The sequence below is a fragment of the Mongoliibacter ruber genome (genome assembly GCF_003003005.1).
Classification (GTDB): Bacteria; Bacteroidota; Bacteroidia; order Cytophagales; family Cyclobacteriaceae; genus Mongoliibacter; species Mongoliibacter ruber.
In genome coordinates this window covers 42,312-65,551 of the sequence record NZ_PVTR01000012.1, presented here as the reverse complement: position 1 = coordinate 65,551, position 23,240 = coordinate 42,312, and the positions used below count along the sequence as shown (strand labels likewise).

Sequence of the window (23,240 nt, the reverse complement as noted above, 5' to 3'; positions counted from 1 at the left end):
TCAAGGTTTTGATTTGAAATTAAGATCGGAGAGTTTTTTTCTAAGTCTTTTCATAAACTTGTCTCCTGGATCTTGCTTACTCGTTAGGTAGTCAGGGTCCGTTTCTTTCCATAGTTGGCTGCCTTGAAAATCATAATATTCATGATGCCCGATGACATATTCAATATTGTGTTTTTTGTGAAGGTAGCGGATAAGTTCTGCATTTGCTTTCACTTGGGATTTTGTAAGAGGAGCATCAGGCCCGCCGATATTTTCTATGCCTATGGACATGTAATTGAGACCAATTGTGTGCCTTGCAAATGTGGTGTCGGGTAACAACCTGAAGATAGTGCCATCCCTGTCTACAAGAAAATGGGCAGAGACATTGAGGTTGCTTGCAGATGTGAGTTCAGGTCTGCCGCCCAGATGGACTGGGTTGAATACATCAAAAGTGGTCTCTAAAGTAGGAACTGCCGTCCAGTGTACGACTACCATTTTTGGATCAATAGTGGCAGTCTCTTGTTGGATACCATGCCTGTTTTTTAGGTATTCCAATGATAACTTTTCCCTTTCTTCATCAAAAATGATGGGTTTTTCAAAAATCCTGAAAGTCTGTGCTTGTGCTGAAAAATTCAGCAGGATTAAAAGTAAAAGAATATGTGGTAGGTGCTTGTTGTTCATAGTTCTGGGACTGGATATTGGACTAAAATTAAAGCAATTTATTGAAATCCGCATCTTGGAAAAATTTTGTCATGCCTTTACTCCTCTTGACGTACATACATCTTCCTTAACATGAATTCTACACATCTTGCAGCCAATCTTGCAGTTTTGTGGTCTTGATCATATCTGGGGTTTAGTTCCACCACATCCATGCTGATTAATTTTCCTGTTAGGGCAAGCCATTCCATGACTTTGAAGGCAATTTCAGGAGTAAAACCTGTAGCTGATGGAGCACTTACTCCAGGTGCATAAGCGGAGGAAAACCCATCCAAATCAATGCTGAGGTAGATTTTATTGACTTTCCCACAGAAAGTATTCAAAAGGGAGGCAATGTAATCCCAATTTTCCAGCCTAAACTCCTCCATATCCATCCATTGCGTCTTGGTAGCAAAAGCATGCCGGTAAAGACTGGTAGGATTTGCAGCTTTTTGAATCCCCAGACAGAGGTATTGGAAATTATCAGGAAACTCTTGAGAAAGTTGGTAAAACGGACTGCCTGAATGACCTTTTCCATCATTCAGACCCCTTAAGTCAAAGTGAGCGTCAAGGTTGATGATTCCCAAGCGCTCATTTTTATCCTTGAGATGAGTTAATATACCTTTCCCATGGGCATAAGCCAAGTCATGTCCTCCTCCAAGCAAAACCGGGAAAATGTTTCCTTGTAGTAATCCTCTCACTTTCTCAGAAATCAACTGATGACCGCTTTCCATGTCTTCACTTACAGTTTCTACATTGCCTAAATCAAGTACCTTTAAGCTTTCTGGCAGGTGGTAAGCCATGGTTGCCATCATTTTGCGTATCTCATCAGGAGCCTTGGCGGCACCTATACGACCGAGGTTCCTTTTTACTCCTTCATCTCCGCAGTAGCCCAAAAGTGCAACCTGCTTTTTACCTGCTGATGTTTCAAAATTGATCGCTTGGTGCCAATATTCAATTTCTTGGGAATTTCTTCCTTGCCATAGTTCAGGGTTTGCTGGGTGTTGAATTGACATAGGCAAATCGATTAAAGGTTGGTTTCTAATGGCTGAATCAAATCCCAGAGATTGCCATAAAGGTCTTCAAAAACCAAAACCTTGCCATAGCTTTCTTCACTAAGACCTCTTTTGATTTTAACGTTTTCTGCTAAGAGGTGCTTAAGGTCTCTATCTATGTTGTCGGTGTATAAAAAAAGAAAAACCCTTCCTCCAGTCTGATTACCGATACTTGCGATTTGCTCCTTATTCACTGCTTTTGCCAATAAAAGAGAACAGCCCTCGCCTCCTGGAGGTCTCACTCTTACCCACCTTTTGCTATCAGAAAGAGGGGTGTCTTCGAGTAATTCAAAGTTGAGTTTTTGGGTATAAAAAGTGATTGCTTCGTCGTAATCCCTGACTACCAAAGTGATTTGATTCAAGACTTGTTTCATGCAATAAAGGCTTAAAATTAAAAACCCGGCAACCAATTGGCTGCCGGGTGAAAGTCATTATATCTTAGGTTAAACTTCAAATCCCGGACGGTATTCTCTACCGACAAACTGGTTGGCTTCTTCCAAATTGGTGATGCGCATATTTTCTCCATCCCAAAGCAACTTGCGTCTTCCGAAAAACTCCATCTGTCCGTTGCTATTTTCCCTTCTCAGCATATAGCTTCTGATGGCTAAGTTGCCCATCAAAACGGTTTCCGTCATTGGGCCTGCGTAATCAAAGGAAGAAGTCAGACCTTTGTGCTCATCGCTGCCATATCCTGCTTTGATGGCATCCACCCATTTGCGTTGATGTCCGTATTCCGGCTCGTCATTTGGCTCTTTTTCAGGCCCAAAGTCAGTAGTTCCGTCATTGAGATATAGCTTGGGCATCAAAGGTGAACTGTCATTGATATTTGTAGAGATGATACCTTTTTCGCCGATGATCAAGACACCATTTGCCGAATTGGCACCGCCAATATCATGGTCTGCAGGAATAATGTCAGGATGCGATGGTCTGATTCCTCCATCACTCCAAGTCATTTCGATTGGGGATTGACTCTTGTCAGTGGCTCCAAAGTGAAGCGTGATGAAGGAGGAAGCTGGTGCACCCTCTGGATTATAATCAGGAGTCCACATTCTAGAAAAAACTGTACCTACGCTACATTCCGCACTTTTGGGATAATTCAATCCAAGGGTACGGAAAGGAATGTCAATCAAGTGACATCCTACATCTCCAAGAGCCCCTGTACCATAATCCCACCATCCTCTCCAATTGAAGGGGTGAAGGTTTGGTGTGTATCCTATTTCGGGAGCTGGACCTAACCAAAGGTTCCAATCCAACTCTTCTGGTTTTTTGCTGGGTTCTGGTTGAGGAAAGGCGAATCCCTGAGGCCAAACAGGTCTGTTGGTCCACACTTGTACTTTTGAGATTTTGCCTAGTTTTCCGGAGTCAACCCAATCCTGCACCATGTTCAATAGTGGGTTAGAACCACCCTGATTACCCATTTGGGTAACAACTTTTTGGTCTCGGGCCATTTGGGTCAATAACCTGGCTTCACGGATATTATGCGTAAGTGGTTTTTGTACATAGACGTGTTTGCCTCTTTCCATGGCATATTTGGCAGCCGGACCATGGACATGGTCAGGTGTGGAGATGGTGACGGCATCTATGTCTTTTTCATTATCCAACATCTCTCTATAATCGGCATAGAGCTTGGCTTTTGGGAAGTTTTCCGCGGATTGCTTGGCCGATCCCGAGAAATCTACATCACAAAGTGCAATGACTCTTTCTCGGCCATTGACAGCCGCATTTTTGATATCTGAGATACCCTTGCCACCCGAACCGATGGCGGCAAGATTAAGTTGGTCCGAAGGGGCTGTAAATCCCACTCCACCCAATACATGTCTTGGAACAATAAAAACAGAGGAAGCCAAAGCAGCATTTTTGATAAAATCTCTTCGGGATTGTCCTGTGCTTGATTTGCGGGGAGGTTTCATAAAGGTTTGGGTTACTGAAAATTTTTCAAGAACCAAGTTAAACTTTTATGTTTATTTTATTTTACTTCCTTTCAAGAAATTTCAAAAGTTGCGTGAGTTAGGCCGTGGAAACCTTCTTTTTTCTGGTGAAAATGGCCACGATCGCTGAAGTGAAAACGCCGGCCACTGGAGCAAAGACAGTACTTAGAATTAAATAATTCTTGAATTCAAAATATTCCTCTGCTTCCTTTTGCGTCATTTCACCTTGTTGTACGCTGAAGGCGATCATATTATCGAAGTATTCAGGACTGATCCAGAAAGAAACGAGATATTGTGTAAGTGGAGTCAAAATAGTCACAAACAAGGTTATCCAAAGACCTGTTTTGAATCCCTGCCAATAGGTCATTATTCCATTTAAGTCATTTTCACGCTTGTCAAACAATGCCAAAGTGTAAATGACAAAGGCGAAAATCGCTACAAAGTTGGTGTAAAAAGCATGCTGTTCTATGTGGCGATCATGAAGACCTGTCCATTTTTCTATATAGAACCATGACAGCTGCATAAGGATAAAAACCAAGGTCCATTTGATTTCGATTTTGAGGTTCTTCATAAAGTGGGTGCTTATATATAAAAGTATAAATAATCCTGTTTAATTCTCCGGATTTTGCTGCCTCATAAAATCAAAACCTCCTTTTCGCAAGTTGATGCCATGTTCTATGTAAGCTTTAAGGCAAGCAAGGAAGTTGGCCCATCCAGCTGTATTGCCTTTGAGCCATTTGATGCCTTCGGGGTTTAAGTCCATTTCTGATTCTTCCACATAGACCACAGTAGCTTCACCTTCAAGGCTTGGCTCCAGCCGTATTTCTACATATAGAGGATGAGTATCTCCGTCCCATTCGAATTTGATAATGCGGTTTTCTATGACCTCCTTCACCCTTACAGGGAAAGCTCCGGGGAATTCCGGGAATTCCCAATAGACTGTTTCACCTTTTTCCATTGGCGCAGAACCATTGGTGATAAAATAGTTTTTCATCAATTCTGGGTCAATGATGGCTTTAAAAATAGCCTCAGCTTTTGCGCTGATTTGCAAGGCAGTTGAAATTCTTAGCTTCTCCATCCTTATGGTTTTTTGATGAAGATAATCAATTTAGGCCAACAAAAAAGGGAGACCCTGCAGCCTCCCTTCATATTCATTGATAGTTTAACATTAAAATGCTGCCTTGAAAGCGTCCATTTTTTGGTCTACCTGTGTGTCTACCATGAAGGAAACTTTTACATTTTCCCATGCCATGCTCACTTTTGCGACTTTATTGTCTTCCGCAGAAATGTAGTACTGTAGTCTCTCCTTGGTTTTATCCAGCATTTCAGGAGTTGCATTTACAGATACAGCCAAGTCTTTTGAAAGGGCATCCATGTCGATTTTGCCATCTTTCATATAGGCAAATACTGTGTTCCCTTTAGAATTGAAGTGAAAAGTCCAATCACCTGATTCATTTGGAGTGATAAAAATGGAATACTTTCCTGGTCGAAGGTTGGTGCCACCGATATTGACAGATGTTGAAAATTCAATAATAGTGGCCGCATTTGCGCCAGCTCTCCATGGAGTGCCATATTTTTCCATTTCTCCAAAAACTTTTCTGCCTTTGACAGCTGGAGAGGAATAGTCTAAGCTAATCTTGGTGAAGCCTACTACCTGAGATACGGTAGCTGCCGGGCTAGGAGCAGGGGCTTGAATTTGAGCAAAGGAATTTTCATTGTTGGCAAAAAAGAAAATCACAGCAAAAGCGGCGATAAATAGTCTCATTTTTTTCATACGTGTTTTGATTTTTTGAATGGGTTATTTTTAACGAATGTAAAACCTCAAAATGGATTTCTTGTTTAAAAATAGAGGATATACATCTAAAATTTATGTATATACGGAATGATGATACATATAGTATGTCTGGAGACTAATTATTATCAGAAATAAATTCTAAAGCCCTAACACAACGATTGTACTAGAGTTTCAGGTTACTGATAAATTAGCGTTCAATCATTTAAATTATAAAGAGACCTTGTATGTAAGTAAAGCTGTAAAGATAAATAGGTGTAAATTAGCCGGATGAATAAAATCCCTCCTTGCCCTTCTTGTGGTTCATTGTATGCCTATCCTGTTGACACTTTATTGGTTTGCCCAGAGTGCACTTTTGAATGGAATCCTTCAACGCATGAAGAGGAATCTGGCTTGCAAGTCAAAGATTCCAATGGTAATTTACTGAATGATGGTGATACAGTGGTAGTGATTAAAGACCTTCCTGTGAAAGGAGCACCTAAAAGTATCAAAGCAGGCACTAAAGTAAAGAATATCCGCTTGACAGATGGAGACCACAATATTGATTGCAAGGTAGATGGCTTCGGTTCTATGGCTTTGAAGTCGGAATTTGTCAAAAAAGCATAGAATCTCATTAGGGAGGAATCTCCAAATTGATCTGACAATGGTTAGATATTGGGTTTTGGATTGATTAACTTGAACAATTCAATATTAAATTGTTTATATAATTATACTAAAACCCAAAAATTTATGGCAATTACAGTAAAAATCACTGATATTCTTTCTTTGACACATGATGTCAAAAGGTTTAAAACTGAAAAACCAGATGGCTACACTTTTATTCCAGGTCAGGCAACGGAAATAGCCATTAATAAAGAGGGATGGAAAGAAGAAAAACGCCCTTTTACTTTTACCTCATTACCTGATGATGACCATTTAGAATTTGTGATTAAGTCTTACCGCGACCACGATGGTGTGACCAAGCATATTGAAGATTTATTAGAAGGAGATGAATTTATTATTGACGATCCATGGGGAGCCATTCAGTACAAGGGCAAGGGAGTGTTTATAGCCGGAGGAGCGGGAATTACCCCCTTCATCAGTATTTTGAGAGACTTATCGGCCAAAGGTGAGCTCGATGGGAATAAATTGATTTTTGGAAATAAGACAGGAAAGGATGTGCTCATGGAATCATTTTTCCATGATCTCTTGGGAGAGGATTTTATTTCGATTTTGGATAAAGAAAAAGTAGAAGGACACGCATATGGCCTTGTCAATATGGAGTTTTTGAAAAATACTATACAAGATTTTTCACAAGAATTCTACGTATGTGGCCCAGAGGCCATGGTCGAAAGTGTGAGTGATTTTCTCAAGCACCTCGGGGCTAAGCCAGAGGGGATTACATTTGAGGAATAAAATCAAAAAGCCCATTTTCTAAAAATGTAGAAAATGGGCTTTACAAACTTTAATCAGTGGTCAATAAAATATTCCGTAAACGTTCTTTTTTTGCTTCATTAATTCCAAGTTCTTTTTCGAGCATGGTGTCAGCATCTCCATATTTTTTTTCTATTTCATCCCAAGCGGCTAATAAATATTCCGGCTTAACTCCCATCATTACTTTGACTCTTTCTTTGGGAATGCCATAGGCCTCCATTTTACTGAGATCAGTTTTTTCTACAGCCTCGTTTGATCGAAGAAAATCTTCCATGATGATATCCCAATCAGCCCCCAAAGCATGCAGTAATAGGGATGAAGCAAAGCCCGTCCTGTCTTTTCCGGCACTGCAATGGAAGAGTACGATTGCATCTTCATTTTCCAAAGCATTGAATAAAGGTTGAAAGTCTTTGATATTTTGAACAAATCCTCTGTTGGCTTCTATCATAAGTTCGTCGACACTCTCCTCGTCGAATTCAGGACTCATAAGAACTTGAGAAAATTTAGCCATTCCTTTTCCATCAAGGTTTCCTATTGGAGAATTTATCCATTCTACTTCCATACCGCTTGGTATGTGATCGGGATCTCGTTGGATTTCAAAATCAGACCTGAAGTCAATGATTGTTTGTAGCTTTGTTTGCCTTAGCTTTTCCAATTCCTCTTCTTGAAGATTCGAAAAACTTCCTGATCTGTATAATTTTCCTGTTTTTATCCTAAGAGAATCATTGATCTTTAAACCTCCGAGTTCTCTGAAATTTGGACTTGAAGTAATTTCTAGGTTTACTTGTGCTTGTAAATCAAGTGCGCCACATACTAATACGAGCATGAGCGTTGTAATATAGTTTTTCATAATGATTTCATTAAAATAGCTCCCCAGAAGTAAATTCTGGGGAGTAATAAATTTATTTTAACAGCCACATGTCTGCAAAGACGTTGTCATTGCCGCCGAACTGTCTTTGAATTGCCTGTGTTGCGTTTTCTCTGTTGTTGTCTACTTCTCTCACTGGATATTGCCATCTTCTAGGGATTCTTCTTTCTGCATTGGTACCTTCACCTTCTCTGAATTGAGGAATTCCAGTTCTTCTGAATTGATAGAATGGTTCCCAGCCTGAATTCTGCCAGAATGAAACATACTTTTGTTCCAATATCTGGTTTAAACCTTCCGCATTATTGCCTTTGTACTTGACATTACTTAAAAAAGAATTAACATCTACAGTAACATCTCCGTATGGAGCTCCATTGACATCACCTACTGTTATCGTTGCACCTTGACTCAATCCATAAAAATCAAGTGAAGCGACAACTCCTTTTTGATACCAATTTTCTGCGTCACCGGACACCCAGCCTCTGTTGATAGCTTCAGCTATATTGAAGCACATTTCAGAATACCCTATCATTATATATGGTTCTGGAATAACATCAGGACCTTGAAGGTATCTGATATAATTAATATAGGAATATTTCCCTTCATTACCTTGAGATTCACTGAATAGGTCATTTTGAGCTTTACTGTTGTCAGCACCTTTATAAGCTGCAAAATCTCCAATGGTTCTCCCTTCTACATGCATTGCAAAAGGTGTGGGAGTGGCAGCAATAAAAGTTCTTGGATCCTCATTTCTGGTCATAAGTTCCAAGACTGTTTCGCTAACTGTCGTTTCATTCGGATATAAAAGCATGAATTGCGTTGGGTACCTATTGAAAACAGGTATGTACACAAAATTCATGTTATCATCCAAGTTTTCGTAAACAGGAAACCTAGAAGGGTTGTTTAAAATTTCGTTGAACTTTTGTTTGATTGCTAAAGATGGAGTATCATCAGCTCTTTTACTTAGACTGATCAATAGTCTCAATTTGTAAGAATTGACTGCTTTTCTCCATTTTCTCATATCACCATTATAGAAAATATCACCTTCAATGGGGGCTGAAGTGGCATCTGCTATGATTGCAGTGAGCTCGTTGTTGGCTTCGTCCAGCAAATCAAATACAGCTTTGTAAATCTCTTCTTGTGAATCGAAAGAAGGATTCAGTATCTCTAAACCTAAACCAGCTTCTTTCATGGGGATATCACCAACCCTTTGGGTCAACCATACAAATGTGTAGGCCCTCAGGAATTTAGAAATAGTCAAATAACCATTTCTGTCATTCCCCAAAGCGTCAGAAGCATTTTTTTCTAATTGAATTATATTCCTCAACCAAGGATAAGAGTTACCAGTATCTGTCCAGTTGTATTGATTGCTGCCTCCATAGAGAGGAAAAGTTAACCCAGTTGTAAATTGGTTTAATCGGCTTAGGTATTGAAGGGGCTCTTCTGCGACATCAGCACCTCTAGATATATTAAACAACACTTGTCTAAGCAAAAATGCTGGCGGCACAGGGTCATTTTCACCGGCTACGTTAGGGTTATTTGGGAATTCCTCAAACATCTCCTGACAACTTACAGTGCTCACCAATAGGAGCGCAATCAAAATTTTTATTGTTAAATTTTTCATCTTCTAAATTCTTTGGATTTACAATGAAATATTGAGGTTGAAACCAAAGTTTCTTACCCCTGGGGATTGTAGGAATGGGTTGTTTTGATCGGATGAAGGCCTAAAGCTGGTGCCTATATATTGATCCATGTCGACATCAGTCCTTTCGGCCCAATAAAGGAGGTTCCTTCCTACCAAGGAGAAAGAGGCATTTCTCACACCCATTTTACTTGTAACCCTTGAAGGAAAGTTGAATCCAATAGAAAGTTCTCTAAGTTTGGTGAAAGTCCTACTTTGTGTCCATGGTCCATCAAAACCCGACAAGGCAATTGTGTAATCTTGGACAGAGGCATTGGCATTGTTAGGGATAAAAGTGAGCTGATCAAAATTGTTGATTTTGCCATCATTGCCAAATGTTGGTGTCCCTTCTACTAAAACTACCCCGCCACCATTGAATGCTGGAGTCACTGAACCATTGTCTCTGAAGCTTTCCCACTCTTGACGTCTAGCAATCCCATATGGGGTGTCACCTCCTGTGGTAATATCTGCACCGTTTCGGACAGCTACTTGCCATAATTCATTTAGAATAATTCCTCCAACCCTTCCATCAACTTGGATTCCAAACATCCAGTTTTTGTAATTGAAGGTGTTTTGTATACCCCATACAAAAGCATTGTTTCCATTTCCTATAAATTGATTGCCTTGAATACCTGACCGTCCTCTTAATGGTAATCCTCTTGAGTCATGGATGTTTTCGCCTTGAGGTGTCCTTTGTAGGTCGCTGGCAAAAAGTTTATCAGTCCTGTCACCTACTCTTAAGAATCCACCATTTGCGATTATAGAGCCAGAAGGATCGTTAATTTCATTCAACCTTTCCACGAATCCAGAGAAATTGGCTGCAATTTCCCATTTAAAATTATCCTTCATCACTGGAAGACCAGTCAAGGCTGCTTCCCAGCCATTTTTGACAGTAATGATGTCATTTACATTTCTTCGGTCAAATCCGGTAGATGGCGCCATATCTCTGGTGAATATTTGAGGGCCATTGATTGTGGAAAAATATGTCAAGTCCAATCCCAGTCTATTATCCAAGAAAAACATATCGACCCCAGTTTCATAGGCGGTCACTGTAAAGGGCTGCAATCCACTATTTGCCAAAACAGATGTGAATGATGCTCCAGGTCTGTTGTTGTAGGGTAAAGATGTGCTATATGTGTTTTGGTTCCTGTAAGTAGGACCATCATAAGTAGTGAACCAGTCATTGGTAAACCAGTTTCCCCCCATTCCTAAAGCAATATTAGCAGGGCCAACCACGGGACTAACCAGTCCTCCTTGTACTTGAGCAAAAGAACCCCTAACTTTCAAAAAGGAAACTTTGCTTGGTAAGTTTATGTAATCAGAAATCACAGTACTCAAAGAGGCTGATGGGTAAAAATATGCCTGATCACCTACTGGTAGTGTGGATAATTTATCCCAATGTCCGGTCAGATTTAAGGTTACATATTTTTTGTAATTGATGTCAATACTGGAGTATCCCGCTAGCACTGCCATGTCTGATCTGAAAGAGTATCCTATCAAAGGGTTTTCAGAATTAGTAAAAGCATAAACGCCAGGGACAATTAAGTTATTGGTGCTTAAAAAACTGGAATTGTAAGACAGTCGCCTGAAATTTCCACCCACTAATACATCAAATTCAAAATCACCTACTTTTTTGTCATAAGTAATCAATAGATCAGTTTTGTGCTCCATCAAAGCTCTTCTGTCTTCTGTGTAATTCCCAGCTCTATCAGGTACCGAATAATGTTCGGCAGAGTAGGGTAATTTTTCAGTTCTTAAGGCACTCCAATTGGTCATGTTTGACCGTAGTTGGAATTTAAGATCAGCGTTGGCTTGATAGGAAAGTGATAAAAACCCGTAAGTGTCGGTTTTTTGATGCTCCCGCAACCATTCATTGGCCATAAAATAAGGGTTGTTTGTACGGCCATATTCTCTGTTTATTTGCTGAATTCCTTCGATACCTGGGGATGCCCAGTAGTCTTTTAGATCCCTGATGTCAAAATGTGCGCTACCGTATGCGGCAAATGTGTACATGTAAGAATTTGGTCCATACATCACTTCTGGAATGTTAGGCGCATTTTGAAGATTGACATTGACGTTTCCTTCAAGTCTTAATTTGTCTGTAAAATTATAGCCAGCTGACATGTTAAGGTTGTTGATGTTTAGGCTGGTATTTGGCCAAACAGATGTTTGATGACTATTTGTGTAGGACATTCTGAAATCTGACCTTTCATCGTTGAATCCCAAAGCCACATTGTTAGAAGTTAAGATTCCTGTTTCAACAAAATTTTCAAAGTTCCGCGGGCCTTTGGCCAACCAAGGGGTGCCTTGTCTTATCCCTGTTTCAGGATCCACTGGACTATCATACTGCGGAACCATTTGTCCTTCAAACCTTGGACCCCAAAGAGGCGCTCTTCGGAAGCTTCCATCACGGTCAAAAGGATCATTTCCAAAAGCATATCTAAATGAGTTGCCCAATCCATACTCGGTTTGGGTACGTGGACGAGTGACAAAGCTTGTTTGTAATTGTGTGGAGGAATTTAAGCTAAGTGAAAAACCCTTTTCCCTTCCGCTTCCTCTTTTTGTATTGATCTGAATTGCTCCGTTTTGTCCCCGGAAACCGTACAAAGCGGCCGCATTGGGGCCCTTTAGTACTGTGATACTTTCAATATCATCAGGATTGATATTCCATGTGTCAGTGTTGATAGGTACACCATCTACTACAAAAAGTATATCTGAATTACCTCTCAAATTGATGTTAGGAGCCGCCAACATTTCGGTAGATGGACCTATCGTAAGTCCTGCCACTCGACCTGCGAGTGCATTCAGAGGGCTTGGTTCCCTCGCTTTGACCAATTTGTCCCCAGATATAGTCTGTGTAGAATAACCAAGACTAGATTTTTCCTTGCTTACTCCAAAAGCAGTAATTACGACTTCGCTCAATCCTTGTATTGACTCTTCAAGAGTAAAGTCAATCCTTGAATTGTTCCCAATCCGCACCTCTTGTGGAAGAAAACCAATATATGATACTACAATAATTGGCTGTTCTATTTCATTTGGCACAGCCAAGGAATATGAACCATCAATATCTGTAATTGTACCAACATTGGTTCCTTTCAATAAGAGACTGACTCCTATTAGTTGTTCTCCGAATTCATCGGTGACTTTCCCACTTACAACCCTTTCTTGGGCTGTTACCGCATTGCCAAACAGAAGCAAAAATACCCCTGTAAGTAAGATTTTGTTAAAGTTTTCCATCTATGTGTTTTGAATTATTGATGGTCAAACTTAAATGTGGTTTGTTAGAGCTTTATTGGGTTTTTGTTGCTGAATATGAATTGTTCATTATGTTTTTTTTAAGGCAAACAGTCAAAAAGTTAGATTACCAACCACTCATATTTCTTTTGTATTAATCTTTATCTATGGTTTTGAAATTTGGCTTTTTAAAATAATTTGTATCCTATATAAATATGGTATTCACTTTCAATTTTTATGTATTAAAAACATTTTTTAATATAAAAATTTCAATTTAAAATTAGCCTATTTAATTTAAACTGATGTTTAGTTTTAAAAAATCTCATTTTAAGAATTGTATGATATATGATGTTTTGTTAATCATTTGTTTGCGATAGACACCTATTTTTGTCAAAAGTTTATTTCTGCAGATGATCTTTTTTCATGTTTAAGATAATAATTATCGCTGTTTTATGCCTTTAGATAAAATTGTATTGATAGATGATCACCTAGACACCTTAAAATTGCTGAAATTCAATTTTGAAAAGGAAAGGTTTGATGTTGATATATTTCAAAAAGGAAAAGAGGCAATGGCCTATCTTGATAATAACACTCCCGTTGCAATTGTTTGTGATTGGTTACTTGATGATATCGATGGATTGGATATTTGTAGATACGTAAGGAAAAAAGAAAGATTGGAAAGCATTCCATTTATCATGGTATCAGGAAAAGGACAGGAAATTGATATAGTTACAGCTTTAGAAGTGGGAGCCGATGACTATATGGTAAAGCCTGTAAAAATCAAAGAACTGATTGTTCGGGTTAAAAAAGCACTAGGCAAACGGAAATTTTTAGAGCGAGAGGAGTTAAGCGATGTTCATATTAAATCCAGCGACACCGGGAAATTTTTTTTCAAAAACATCATCGTTGATTCTGAAAAGTATTTAGCTTTTGACAATAGGGAAAAGGTAGACCTGACTATTTCGGAATTTAAACTATTAAGTCTTTTGATGAACCATCCTGGAAGAGTACACAGTAGAAATCAGATAATTCGCTCCATTTATGGTTCAGAAAGCCATGCTTCAGAGAGATCGGTGGATGTCTTAATTACATCACTTAGAAAAAAGATAACATCCCTTAAAAATGATTTGACTAGTATAAGAGGAGTAGGGTACAAGTTGTCTTGAAGCATCATGACATTTCAATCAATACGATTGATTATCTTCAAACCTTATAATACTCTACAAATCTCCCGTCAAATCCTGCCACCTTTTCCACCAAAGCCATTCGCTTGTTTTCATCAAGGGCTTTGAATTTTCGGGCCAGGTCGATTTTTTCCTGTAACATTTCTGAATGGTCTGCACCTGTTACAAGTACCGAAATTGGTAGTGACCAGGAAAAGTACAGTGCTTCTTCCACGCTTAATGTATTGGGGATTATTTTAGGTTTGTCCCCATGCATAAAGTGGGAACTACCTCCAAAAAATCCCCCATTGGCTAAGGTTTTCATGGCGATTGGCGCCATGCCTTTTTCCAATAATCGGGGTAGGACATTGTTGATGAAGCTTTTATAATTTGGATCAAAGGCATTGATAGGCATTTGACATACTTGAAGAGCGCTAGTTTTTTCTAGCATTCGAAGATGTGCATTGTAATCTGAATGACCTGAAAAACCCACATATTTCACTTTCCCACTTCTTTGGGCTTCCAATACCACGTCCATAACGCCGTTGTTAATCCTGCTGTCTACATCTGATGGGCTTCCCACAGCATGTATAAACCAAAGATCGAGGTAGTCAGTATTCATTCTTTTGAGAGTACCTTCAAGATGTGCTTGCGCAGTCTTGGCATCTCTGGCGGTTGATTTGCTTTGGATAAAGGCGACATCTCGATATTTAGGTGTAAGAAACATGCCATACCGTTTTTCAGCCAAGCCATTTCCATAGGATTCGGCATTATCAAAAAACCGCACTCCTCCTGCCAAAGCGGTTTCTATTGTCTTTTGGGCTTCTTTTTCACTCATTCTGGCAATGTGCGCTCCACCCAAGCCCAACATGGTGACGGAGATGCCTGTTTTGCCAAACTTCCTTTTTGGAAGCAGTTCACCAATTCGATCTCTTTCAAACTCGCTGCTTGGAGGAAGAGTATTCCCAAAAGCATCTGTCAATGGTATTCCGCTAATAGGGAGCATAACCCCCGCAGTAAGACCTGCAAGGGATTTGAGAAAAGCTCTTCTGTCTTTCGTTTCTTCTGTATTTTGCTTTGTTTCGGCTTTCCAAGGCCAATCCACACAAGTGTTGATTTCTGGGAACAAAACATGATCGGCTTTTCCTTTAAAAACAAATGTAAGCACCTTATAACCTTTCAGCTTTTCTTTGACGGTTTCCAGAGTTTTTCCTGTGACTGACACATCATCTACCAATAATATTTTTGACCCTTTTTCTACTGGAACAATGAAATCCTGTAATAGAACCGGGATTTCTCTTTGGGGGATATTTTCATCATCTCTATAGTTTACTGGAACTATTAATAGCCTGGAACCTATAGTTTCTGCCACCATTTTAGCAGGAATAGCTCCACCTCTTCCGATGCCGATGACCAAATCTGCTTGGGGAATAGGGTAAGTGTCCAATCTTTCTTTGATGCTTGTCAGGGATAAATGTCGTTTCGTTGCCATGATTGAAAAGGTAGATTAAGAGGGATTACTTTGAGGTCTTCCAAGTTGGATTGCTATATTTTAAAAGCAGAAAATTCAGCAACAATAAAATCCCCAATCCTGGTAATGCACGGGAGAGTGATCCCAGAAAAAACTCCATTGGAGCAGCGGGCATGATTGGGATGACAAAAAGTAGGAGACAGGAAATGACCTTGGCACCTATATATCCAAAGGGTGCGGCTATCCATTTGAACGTTTCACGTCGGAGCAGTAGGAAGGCTATTCCTGTGAACAATATCAATTCAAGAGTCAGAATCGTTAAAAACCCCCATTGTGGATTGCCAGATATCAGGAAATTAATAATTGGAGCCAGAATGGCTACAGGCAATGCTATCTTCCAACCGTACCAAAAAAGAGCGATAAATGGAATGTAAAACATAGGGAGGATATAGGCCCCGATGGAAAATCCATTATGCGGTGGAATCAGATGTATGACAAATGGAAAAATAACAGCGGTGATTAAGATCAGTACAGTGGTTTTGATCTGTGAAATGCTTCCAAGTTTGCTGACAGTATCCATATTTATCGGTATTGATTAGGATACTTAATTTACTGAATAATAGGCGAAAACCTCTTATTTTTAAGAAAAAACGAAGATCATGACATAACTGATTTTAGAAATAGAGGATAAAAAGCTCAAGTTCTTCAAAGATATTATCCAAAATTTTTCTTTTGTGAAGATCAAAGAAAATGAATTTAAAAAGGACTCAGAAGAACAGATAATGGAAATTACCTGTGCCGGAATCAAGGAACTTAAAGAGGTTTTGGAAGGAAAAACAGAAAGCAGTGCAGGTAAAGATTCACTCAATGAAAACTAAAATTTCATTCTACAAACTCCAAAATATCCCCCGGTTGGCAATCCAATGCTTTGCAGATTGCTTCAAGTGTACTGAAGCGAACGGCTTTTGCTTTTCCGGTTTTTAGAATGGAGAGGTTCGAAAGGGTGATGTCTACTTTTTCAGAGAGCTCGTTCAATGACATTTTTCTCTTGGCCATCATAACATCCAAGTTGACTATTATAGGCATGGTTCAGATGGTTAGCTCATTTTCAGATTGGATTTCCACTCCTCTTTTGAAGACTTGGGCAATTGCAAAAATGATGGCTCCCATCAGTAAATACTCTAAAGCACCTCCAGAAAACTCGCCCATTGCAGGAATGTCAAAGCCCCTTTTTGCAAGCCATTTGAAGTAAGCGGCCGCAATGATCATTGTGACCCCAACTTTGATCGTGGCATGACTGACTTCTGCTATTAGTCTGGACACTTCCATACTAAAAGGATGAACCATATTGATCTTGAGAAAGACGCGTATCATCAGGTAAAAAATATGGGCTTTAAGACCTATAATTGCCAAAACAAAGGACATCACACCTACATAATTCCATAAGTGTTGGTTTAATAATCCATATAGGTTTAATCCCTCAAAAAGGTCTTGGGCTACCGTGGGTTTAAATAGGCTGTAGGTAAATGTAAAAAGCAAAGCGCCGGCTTTGATACATAGCCCAATAAAAATGGACCAAATCACAACTGTGATCAACATCAAGCCCGGCTGGGTCTCCCACTTGTTTTTCCATTCTTTCTTCCAGTTCATAACTGTTTGATTTAAATTTAATCAAATATCGAGAATTATTTATTGAAAAACAATAAATATATATTTTTTAATAATAAAATTATTTCTTAATATTCTCATTATTTCTGATTTACATTTGGTGTTTTTCTTTTCATCCTGCTTTTTAGAAGTGAAATAATTTTTTGAAGTGATTTGTAAAATTAATTATTCAGTTTTAGTACATTAGTTCTTATTGTTCCGGCTATGATGAAAAAAATTACAGGATTGTACTTATTCTTTTCGGCTTTTCTTTTCGCATTTTCTTGCGGTAATGGAAGCTATGATGGTGATATTTCTTCTGATTTTGAGGAATTTTTAGATATTCCACTTACTGAGCAACCACCACCACCACCTGAAGACGGAACTTTTAAGGAAAACCAAAGCATCTCTGAACGCAAAATGATTAGAAGGGGATACATGGAAATTTCCTCAGGCGATATTCAGGCTGATTATGCTTCAATCAAAGAATTGGTTTCCAGATTTAAAGCCTTTGTAGATTCTGAAAATCTGAATAATCATAAGGATCGTGTTTCATATAATCTCAACATCAGGGTTCCTTCGGATACTTATTCAGATTTAATGGATTCCTTATCCCCAATTGGACTTGCTTTGATCAATAAGTCTTCCAATGTAGAAGATGTCACCAATAGGTATCGGGATTTGGAGGCAACTTTGAAAAGTAAAAAAATGCTTGAAGAACGCTATCGAGAACTTCTTTCGAAGTCTTCAGAAATCAAAGATATGATTGAAATTGAACGGAACCTTAACAATATCAGGAATGAAATTGAGGTGAATGAATCTAGGTTTAGAAGTCTTAACAATGATATCGCTTACAGTACGGTTAGCATTTACATTTACCAAGACCTCCGTCAATCTGCAGTCTATTCTGATAGCTTTGGTGGTAAACTAATGAAGTCCTTTTCCAAGGGCTGGGATTTGTTCGTCTATTTTGTATTGGTTCTCGTACGGCTTTGGCCATTTGCTCTGTTGGGTCTACTTACCTGGGCTTTGGTAGTGAGGATAAGGAGGAAAAACAATAAAGTCCAAAACTAGGATGGGGATCAAAAATATTGAAGCCCCATCTTTGTTCTTTTATCACTAAAGTGCTTAGGTTTTTTTCGACTTGTATAAGAATGGATTTTCCCTAATCTTGACAATAGCCATTTCACAAAATTCTTATTGCCTTCGGGTCTTGGTGGCCAAAAAAATGTTTTATATCCTTCAATTTGGGATCCTTTTATTTTTATGGCATATCTTCCACGATAATCTCAAAATCATCAAAATATGCTTGACCTTCTGTTCCAGGCATCATCACAGCAAAGGGAATCATGAAGATGGTTTTCCTGGTAAAATTGGGTAATGTGAGCTCCATGACATAGTCATTCAAATCACCACTCACTGGATTAGGTTCTGTACTTAAGAGATGTGATTCGGTGGTGGTGGCACCTGTTGTTCCAATTTCCCTTTCGTATACCCTGAGTGCTATGGCAACTCCAGGACCTTGAAGATTTTCAGCATTGACTTTTGTTCTTAGGGTAACTGAAGCTCCTTCGGGGATATTGGGAGCATCTAACTGTTTATATATATATCCTGTATTTTGCCCATTGCCTTCGGAAGAAATTCCAAGATAGGTGGTTTCAGAGTTTTCATGAACACCTCTGGAAACTTGGTAATTTCCGTTGTCATTTGAAAAATTCCAAGAAGGATCAGACATGTCGTTGGCGAAAAAAACAGGATCTTGTCCAAAATCCTGACCGAAGTCAATACACTGTTCATTGGCGACCAGCCTATCAAACAATTCATCAAGGTAATATGTCCTTAATTCCTCTTCGCCTTCTTTATAGATTTCAAAAGTATTGAATTGTTCTGTCATCATGGAAAGTGGCTTTCCATCACATTTGAGTGCGTTGTCATGAGGTAAATTCAGTACAGCATGTCCCAACTCATGGAAAAATAGGTTTTCCCTTTCTAGGTCTGATTTTGTAGCCCAAGCGCAATACTCCGCTTTTGAAATTAGAACTGTCCGTCTTCCAGTTTGTTGAAAATTGACATATCCTATGCCGCAAAAAGTGATGTCATTTCGAGTTAACTCGTCAGTATATTCTGCGTCAACGTTTGATAAATCTAAAGTATATCCGCGCAATTGTGCCTCTTCCACAAACCTATCTACAAATATTTGTAAATCAGGAAATTCCTCTTGGACTGGGGTTAGGTCTGGATCATCAGAAGATTCGCAGGAAAAGAGGAAAATAGAAAGAATTAAGATTGTTAAAAGTTTAAAATATTGTTTCATGCTATAGAGGTTTTATAGTATAAGATATTGAGTCTACGCTATAATTAAATATGAAGTTTGATTATACGGGATTTTATTAAAAAACCACCGATTCAAAATTTCAATTTGAATCGGTGGTTGATTTTATTGAGTAAACTTTTCCAAAGTTTAGAACTTTGGAAAAGTTTACTCCTTCTTATAAGTTAACTTTAAAGGAAATCTCTAAAAATAAATTTAGCATTTACTTTTTATGTATATCCGCTTTCATACCAGTAGAATCTAAATAATTGAATTAACCTGTGATTTCGAACCAATATCAATAAGTATCCAATATCAATAAGTATCCAATATCTATTAGTATCCGTTTGCCAATAAACCCTCGTTTAATTGATTAGTGGCATGATTGCGGATAATCATATTACTTTTTTTCATAAAATACCTTACCAACACGATGAATGTGTTCCAAAAATTCAGGATTCTTGATGTGGTGATATAAGGAAAGGTCTATTTTGTATGGAAGTAACAATTCGTCTAATTCATTTTCAATCCTATTCAGGATAGTAAGATTTAGGGTTTCTCCCTTCAGGGTTAGATCAATATCAGAACCTGGTCTAAAATCGCCCTTGGCCCTTGAGCCATACAAAATAGCTTTTTCTACCTCAGGGTGTTTATGGAATACATTATTTATGGAAGCGATAGTTTTAGGCTGAAGACCGGTCATTATTGCGATTTTTACTGATTGTCACTTAGGAATTTTTCCATCTTACCTTGAAATGATAGAAATTCATGGATGTAGTCATGCATGACTTTCATGAAAATATTGTCTGCGGTTTCTTGATTATAGGTATGGGATGTTTTATTCCTGCTTTTGATCATATCCATCCATATTTCCCCGTTTAAGATGAGACCTGCTGCAAAAGCCTCTCTTGTTGCGTCTTTAGAACCAAAGATATTGGTATTTCCGGCATGGGTTAGAAAATCCTTCATGACATTCCAAGCCAACTTATGGGTGTATTCAAAACGCTGAATTAAGCCTTCTTTAAAAATATCATCCAAGAATTCATCATCATTGATTTTTCCATCTTCATCTATAGTGAAATCTTCCGTTATCCTTTTGACAGCTTCGTCTAATTTGAATAATGCTTTGTTGAAATTGCTAAACCTCTGCTCCCATCTTATATCTTTCGATTCCATAGATTTGAATTTTAGATTATTACCCTAGCTTAGCCAAAGCCTCTTCCAAAGTTTTGATTTTGGCTTCTGCATCAGCTTGCTTCTTCTTTTCGTTTTCCACTACGGCCGCAGGTGCACCCGATACAAAGCGTTCGTTGCCCAGTTTTTTGACCACAGAATTCAGAAAGCCTTTGGTATAAGCCAATTCTTTGCTGAGGTTTTCTTTCTCCTGTTCTACATCAATCTGTTCCTCTAGCGGTACAAAGCACTCATCAGACTTCACGACAAAACTTACCGCATTTTCTACTTTCTCCCCAAATTTCAACTCTGAAAGGTTGGCCAGCTTGATCAAAACTGATTCAAAGCTGCTGTAAAGATTTTCTTGCTGGGTTTTGATGGTCAGGGAAAGGGTTTCTTTAGGGGAAATGCCCTTAGAACTTCTTAAGTTTCTTACCTGAGAGACAAGCTCAAAAACTTGAGCGGCTTCCGAAATCGGTTTGACGTCAAATCCTTTTTTCTTTGGCCATTCCTCGATGATCAAGGCGTTGCCCAAACCACGTGTATTGATGCTTTGCCAGATTTCCTCAGTAAGGAATGGCATAAATGGGTGAAGAATTCTGAGTATATCTTCAAGGAATTCTATTGTTTTGTCATAGGTCTCCCTGTCAATTGGCTGTTGATAGGCAGGTTTGATCATCTCCAAATACCATGAACAGAAATCATCCCATACCAATTTATAAGTGCTCATCAATGCATCAGAAATTCTAAACTTGCTGAAGTGGTCTTCGATTTCTTCCAATGCTTCTTGGAACCTGTTGTCAAACCAATGAATGGAAGCTTTATTGATGTCTCCGGAAGCCTCTTCATTAACTTCCCAACCCTTGATCAACCTAAATGCATTCCAGATTTTGTTGGCAAAGTTTCTACCTTGTTCCACCAGTTTTTCATCAAAAGGCAGGTCATTTCCTGCAGGAGAGGAGAATAGCATTCCTGTACGGACACCATCTGCACCATATATTTTGATCAGTTCTAATGGATCTGGGGAATTGCCAAGAGATTTGGACATTTTCCTTCCCTGTTTGTCCCTGACAATGCCTGTGAGGTAGACATTTTTAAAAGGCTTATCGCCCATATATTCATAGCCTGCAATGATCATTCTGGCTACCCAGAAAAAGAGGATTTCAGGTGCAGTGACCAAGTCATTTGTAGGATAATAATACCTCAAATCTTCATTTGGAGCGTCTCCCTTGAAAACCTTGGCATCAAACACTGAAATTGGCCATAACCATGAGGAAAACCATGTGTCAAGTACGTCTTCGTCTTGTTTGAGGTCTTCAATGGTAAATTGATTTCCATATTTGTCATTTGCAATTTTCAATGCTTCAGCCTCTGTGGCAGCTACTACAAACTCTCCGTTAGGCAAATGATAGGCTGGAATCCTGTGTCCCCACCACAATTGCCTTGAAATGCACCAATCACGTACATTTTCCATCCATGAGCGGTACATGTTCTTGAATTTGGCAGGATATAGCTGAATCACGTCTTCCATTACCGATGAAAGGGCAGGCTTGGTGATATCCTCCATTTTAAGAAACCATTGCAGTGATAGCTTCGGTTCTACTACAGCATCTGTTCTTTCTGAATGCCCGACATTGGATTTGTATTCCTCAATTTTTTCTAGTTGTCCGGCTTCATCCAGTAGTTTGCCGATTTTTTTTCTGGCGATAAACCTGTCTTCACCCACTAAAATCTGGGCCTTTTCATTCAGCGTGCCATCATCATTTAGGATATCGATGACCTCAAGTTTGTGTTTGATTCCAAGTTCGTAGTCATTGATGTCATGGGCTGGAGTTACTTTTAGGCAACCTGTGCCAAATTCCATATCCACATATTCATCTTCAATAATTGGAACTGATTTTCCGATCAATGGTATGATGGCTTTTTTACCCTTCAAATGTGTGAATCTTGGGTCATTTGGATTGATGCAGATGGCCACATCAGCCATGATTGTTTCAGGTCTTGTGGTGGCGATGGTGAGGTATTCATCTTTTGATCCATCTATCTGATATTTGATATAATACAGCTTGGACTGAATCTCTTTCATGATCACTTCATCGTCCGACAGAGCAGTTTTGCCTTGCGGATCCCAGTTGACCATTCTTATTCCACGGTAAATTTTATCTTTTTTGTAAAGGTCTATAAAGACAGAAATTACAGCTTGGCTCAGGTCTGGATCCATGGTGAACTTGGTCCGGTCCCAATCGCAGGAGGCTCCGAGTTTTTGCAACTGTTCCAATATGATGCCACCATATTTTTGCTTCCACTCCCAAGCATGTTCTAAAAATTCTTCGCGACTCAAAGATTTCTTATCTATTCCTTTTTCTTTGAGCATAGCTACGACCTTAGCTTCTGTAGCAATAGAAGCGTGGTCTGTTCCTGGTACCCAGCAGGCATTTTTCCCTTCCATACGGGCTTTTCTGATCAGGACGTCCTGAATTGTATTGTTGAGCATATGGCCCATGTGCAATACTCCAGTGACATTTGGAGGAGGTATAACTATGGTGTAGGGTTCTTTGTCAGGGTCTACCTTGGAAGAAAAAAATCTGTTTTCCATCCAGTATTTATACCATTTTAATTCTACTGCTTCAGGATTGTATTTTGTAGCTAAGGACATGTTTTGAAAAAGGCTTTATAAAACTTCAATTCGCAAAATTAAGATAAAATATGTAGCACACTATCCAAATTGTCCCAAAATCGGTTTAGAGAATCTCAACATGTCTTTTTAAGTAAAATTCTAGAGATTAGACCCTGTTCTAAAATTTTTGAACAGGGTATTGATCCTCTATCCGG

General features: G+C 39.0%; 23 protein-coding genes. 5 read left to right on the top strand and 18 right to left on the bottom strand.

Features of this window, described 5'->3' with window-relative positions:
• The 7 genes from CLW00_RS17520 to CLW00_RS17490 all read right to left on the bottom strand — a co-directional run bounded on the left by CLW00_RS17520 (position 1) and on the right by CLW00_RS17490 (position 5,432).
• Entirely contained in the window at positions 1–660 is a 660-nt protein-coding gene (locus CLW00_RS17520; RefSeq protein ID WP_106135007.1) for an N-acetylmuramoyl-L-alanine amidase, read from the bottom strand.
• 77 nt (positions 661–737) lie between these two features.
• The gene (gene hutG / locus CLW00_RS17515; RefSeq protein ID WP_106135006.1) at positions 738–1,691 is read right to left on the bottom strand and encodes a formimidoylglutamase; all 954 of its coding nucleotides are present in this window, start codon (positions 1,689–1,691) and stop codon (positions 738–740) included.
• 11 nt (positions 1,692–1,702) lie between these two features.
• Complete coding sequence (locus CLW00_RS17510; RefSeq protein WP_106135005.1) at positions 1,703–2,104, bottom strand: VOC family protein; 402 nt, start codon at positions 2,102–2,104, stop codon at positions 1,703–1,705.
• Between the two features lie 69 nt (positions 2,105–2,173).
• On the bottom strand, positions 2,174–3,640 hold the full coding sequence (locus CLW00_RS17505; RefSeq protein ID WP_106135004.1) for a Gfo/Idh/MocA family protein: 1,467 nt from the start codon (positions 3,638–3,640) through the stop codon (positions 2,174–2,176).
• Between the two features lie 97 nt (positions 3,641–3,737).
• On the bottom strand, positions 3,738–4,229 hold the full coding sequence (locus tag CLW00_RS17500; protein ID WP_106135003.1) for a DUF4199 domain-containing protein: 492 nt from the start codon (positions 4,227–4,229) through the stop codon (positions 3,738–3,740).
• A gap of 39 nt (positions 4,230–4,268) precedes the next feature.
• Complete coding sequence (locus CLW00_RS17495; RefSeq protein ID WP_106135002.1) at positions 4,269–4,736, bottom strand: SRPBCC domain-containing protein; 468 nt, start codon at positions 4,734–4,736, stop codon at positions 4,269–4,271.
• 90 nt (positions 4,737–4,826) lie between these two features.
• Positions 4,827–5,432, bottom strand: coding sequence for a DUF2911 domain-containing protein (locus CLW00_RS17490; RefSeq protein ID WP_106135001.1), 606 nt, complete (start codon positions 5,430–5,432; stop codon positions 4,827–4,829).
• Positions 5,433–5,720: 288 nt separating this feature from the next.
• Between CLW00_RS17490 and CLW00_RS17485 the strand changes: the two genes are divergently transcribed.
• Both CLW00_RS17485 and CLW00_RS17480 read left to right on the top strand, forming a co-directional pair.
• Complete coding sequence (locus tag CLW00_RS17485) at positions 5,721–6,056, top strand: zinc ribbon domain-containing protein YjdM (protein WP_106135000.1); 336 nt, start codon at positions 5,721–5,723, stop codon at positions 6,054–6,056.
• Between the two features lie 123 nt (positions 6,057–6,179).
• Positions 6,180–6,845, top strand: a complete 666-nt coding sequence (locus CLW00_RS17480) for an FAD-binding oxidoreductase (RefSeq protein WP_106134999.1) — start codon at positions 6,180–6,182, stop codon at positions 6,843–6,845.
• A gap of 49 nt (positions 6,846–6,894) precedes the next feature.
• Here the strand turns inward: CLW00_RS17480 and CLW00_RS17475 are convergent, their stop codons facing one another.
• From CLW00_RS17475 to CLW00_RS17465, 3 genes are read right to left on the bottom strand one after another with little or no spacing between them, the layout of a single operon-like run.
• Complete coding sequence (locus CLW00_RS17475) at positions 6,895–7,713, bottom strand: tyrosine-protein phosphatase (protein WP_106134998.1); 819 nt, start codon at positions 7,711–7,713, stop codon at positions 6,895–6,897.
• Positions 7,714–7,765: 52 nt separating this feature from the next.
• Positions 7,766–9,352, bottom strand: coding sequence for a SusD/RagB family nutrient-binding outer membrane lipoprotein (locus CLW00_RS17470; RefSeq protein ID WP_106134997.1), 1,587 nt, complete (start codon positions 9,350–9,352; stop codon positions 7,766–7,768).
• Positions 9,353–9,370: 18 nt separating this feature from the next.
• Positions 9,371–12,646: a SusC/RagA family TonB-linked outer membrane protein gene (locus CLW00_RS17465; RefSeq protein ID WP_106134996.1), complete on the bottom strand. Its 3,276-nt coding sequence runs from the start codon at positions 12,644–12,646 to the stop codon at positions 9,371–9,373.
• Positions 12,647–13,095: 449 nt separating this feature from the next.
• Between CLW00_RS17465 and CLW00_RS17460 the strand changes: the two genes are divergently transcribed.
• Positions 13,096–13,809 (top strand): response regulator transcription factor, encoded by a 714-nt coding sequence (locus CLW00_RS17460; RefSeq protein ID WP_106134995.1) that lies wholly within the window; start codon positions 13,096–13,098, stop codon positions 13,807–13,809.
• A gap of 37 nt (positions 13,810–13,846) precedes the next feature.
• Here the strand turns inward: CLW00_RS17460 and CLW00_RS17455 are convergent, their stop codons facing one another.
• Together CLW00_RS17455 and CLW00_RS17450 are read right to left on the bottom strand one after the other, a co-directional pair.
• Complete coding sequence (locus CLW00_RS17455; RefSeq protein ID WP_106134994.1) at positions 13,847–15,298, bottom strand: aldo/keto reductase; 1,452 nt, start codon at positions 15,296–15,298, stop codon at positions 13,847–13,849.
• Positions 15,299–15,323: 25 nt separating this feature from the next.
• Positions 15,324–15,857 carry a hypothetical protein gene (locus CLW00_RS17450; protein ID WP_106134993.1) on the bottom strand — a complete coding sequence of 178 codons (534 nt, stop codon included), beginning with the start codon at positions 15,855–15,857 and terminating at the stop codon, positions 15,324–15,326.
• A gap of 154 nt (positions 15,858–16,011) precedes the next feature.
• Here CLW00_RS17450 and CLW00_RS21455 point away from each other — a divergent pair, with 154 nt between their 5' ends.
• A complete protein-coding gene (locus tag CLW00_RS21455) occupies positions 16,012–16,155 on the top strand; it encodes a hypothetical protein (RefSeq protein WP_170073245.1) in 144 nt (47 codons plus the stop codon).
• A gap of 4 nt (positions 16,156–16,159) precedes the next feature.
• Here CLW00_RS21455 and CLW00_RS17445 read toward each other — a convergent pair whose 3' ends face one another.
• Both CLW00_RS17445 and CLW00_RS17440 read right to left on the bottom strand, forming a co-directional pair.
• Entirely contained in the window at positions 16,160–16,363 is a 204-nt protein-coding gene (locus CLW00_RS17445) for a helix-turn-helix domain-containing protein (RefSeq protein ID WP_106134992.1), read from the bottom strand.
• Positions 16,364–16,366: 3 nt separating this feature from the next.
• On the bottom strand, positions 16,367–16,927 hold the full coding sequence (locus tag CLW00_RS17440; RefSeq protein WP_106134991.1) for a DUF2975 domain-containing protein: 561 nt from the start codon (positions 16,925–16,927) through the stop codon (positions 16,367–16,369).
• A 222-nt stretch (positions 16,928–17,149) separates the two neighbouring features.
• Here CLW00_RS17440 and CLW00_RS17435 point away from each other — a divergent pair, with 222 nt between their 5' ends.
• Entirely contained in the window at positions 17,150–17,998 is an 849-nt protein-coding gene (locus tag CLW00_RS17435) for a DUF4349 domain-containing protein (RefSeq protein ID WP_106134990.1), read from the top strand.
• Positions 17,999–18,188: 190 nt separating this feature from the next.
• Here the strand turns inward: CLW00_RS17435 and CLW00_RS17430 are convergent, their stop codons facing one another.
• The 4 genes from CLW00_RS17430 to CLW00_RS17415 form a co-directional block, all read right to left on the bottom strand.
• The gene (locus tag CLW00_RS17430) at positions 18,189–19,238 is read right to left on the bottom strand and encodes a hypothetical protein (protein WP_106134989.1); all 1,050 of its coding nucleotides are present in this window, start codon (positions 19,236–19,238) and stop codon (positions 18,189–18,191) included.
• A 397-nt stretch (positions 19,239–19,635) separates the two neighbouring features.
• A complete protein-coding gene (locus tag CLW00_RS17425; RefSeq protein ID WP_106134988.1) occupies positions 19,636–19,938 on the bottom strand; it encodes a nucleotidyltransferase domain-containing protein in 303 nt (100 codons plus the stop codon).
• A gap of 11 nt (positions 19,939–19,949) precedes the next feature.
• Positions 19,950–20,411 (bottom strand): nucleotidyltransferase substrate binding protein, encoded by a 462-nt coding sequence (locus CLW00_RS17420; RefSeq protein WP_106134987.1) that lies wholly within the window; start codon positions 20,409–20,411, stop codon positions 19,950–19,952.
• A 19-nt stretch (positions 20,412–20,430) separates the two neighbouring features.
• Positions 20,431–23,064 (bottom strand): valine--tRNA ligase, encoded by a 2,634-nt coding sequence (locus CLW00_RS17415; RefSeq protein ID WP_106134986.1) that lies wholly within the window; start codon positions 23,062–23,064, stop codon positions 20,431–20,433.
• Between the last annotated feature and the right edge of the window lie 176 nt (positions 23,065–23,240).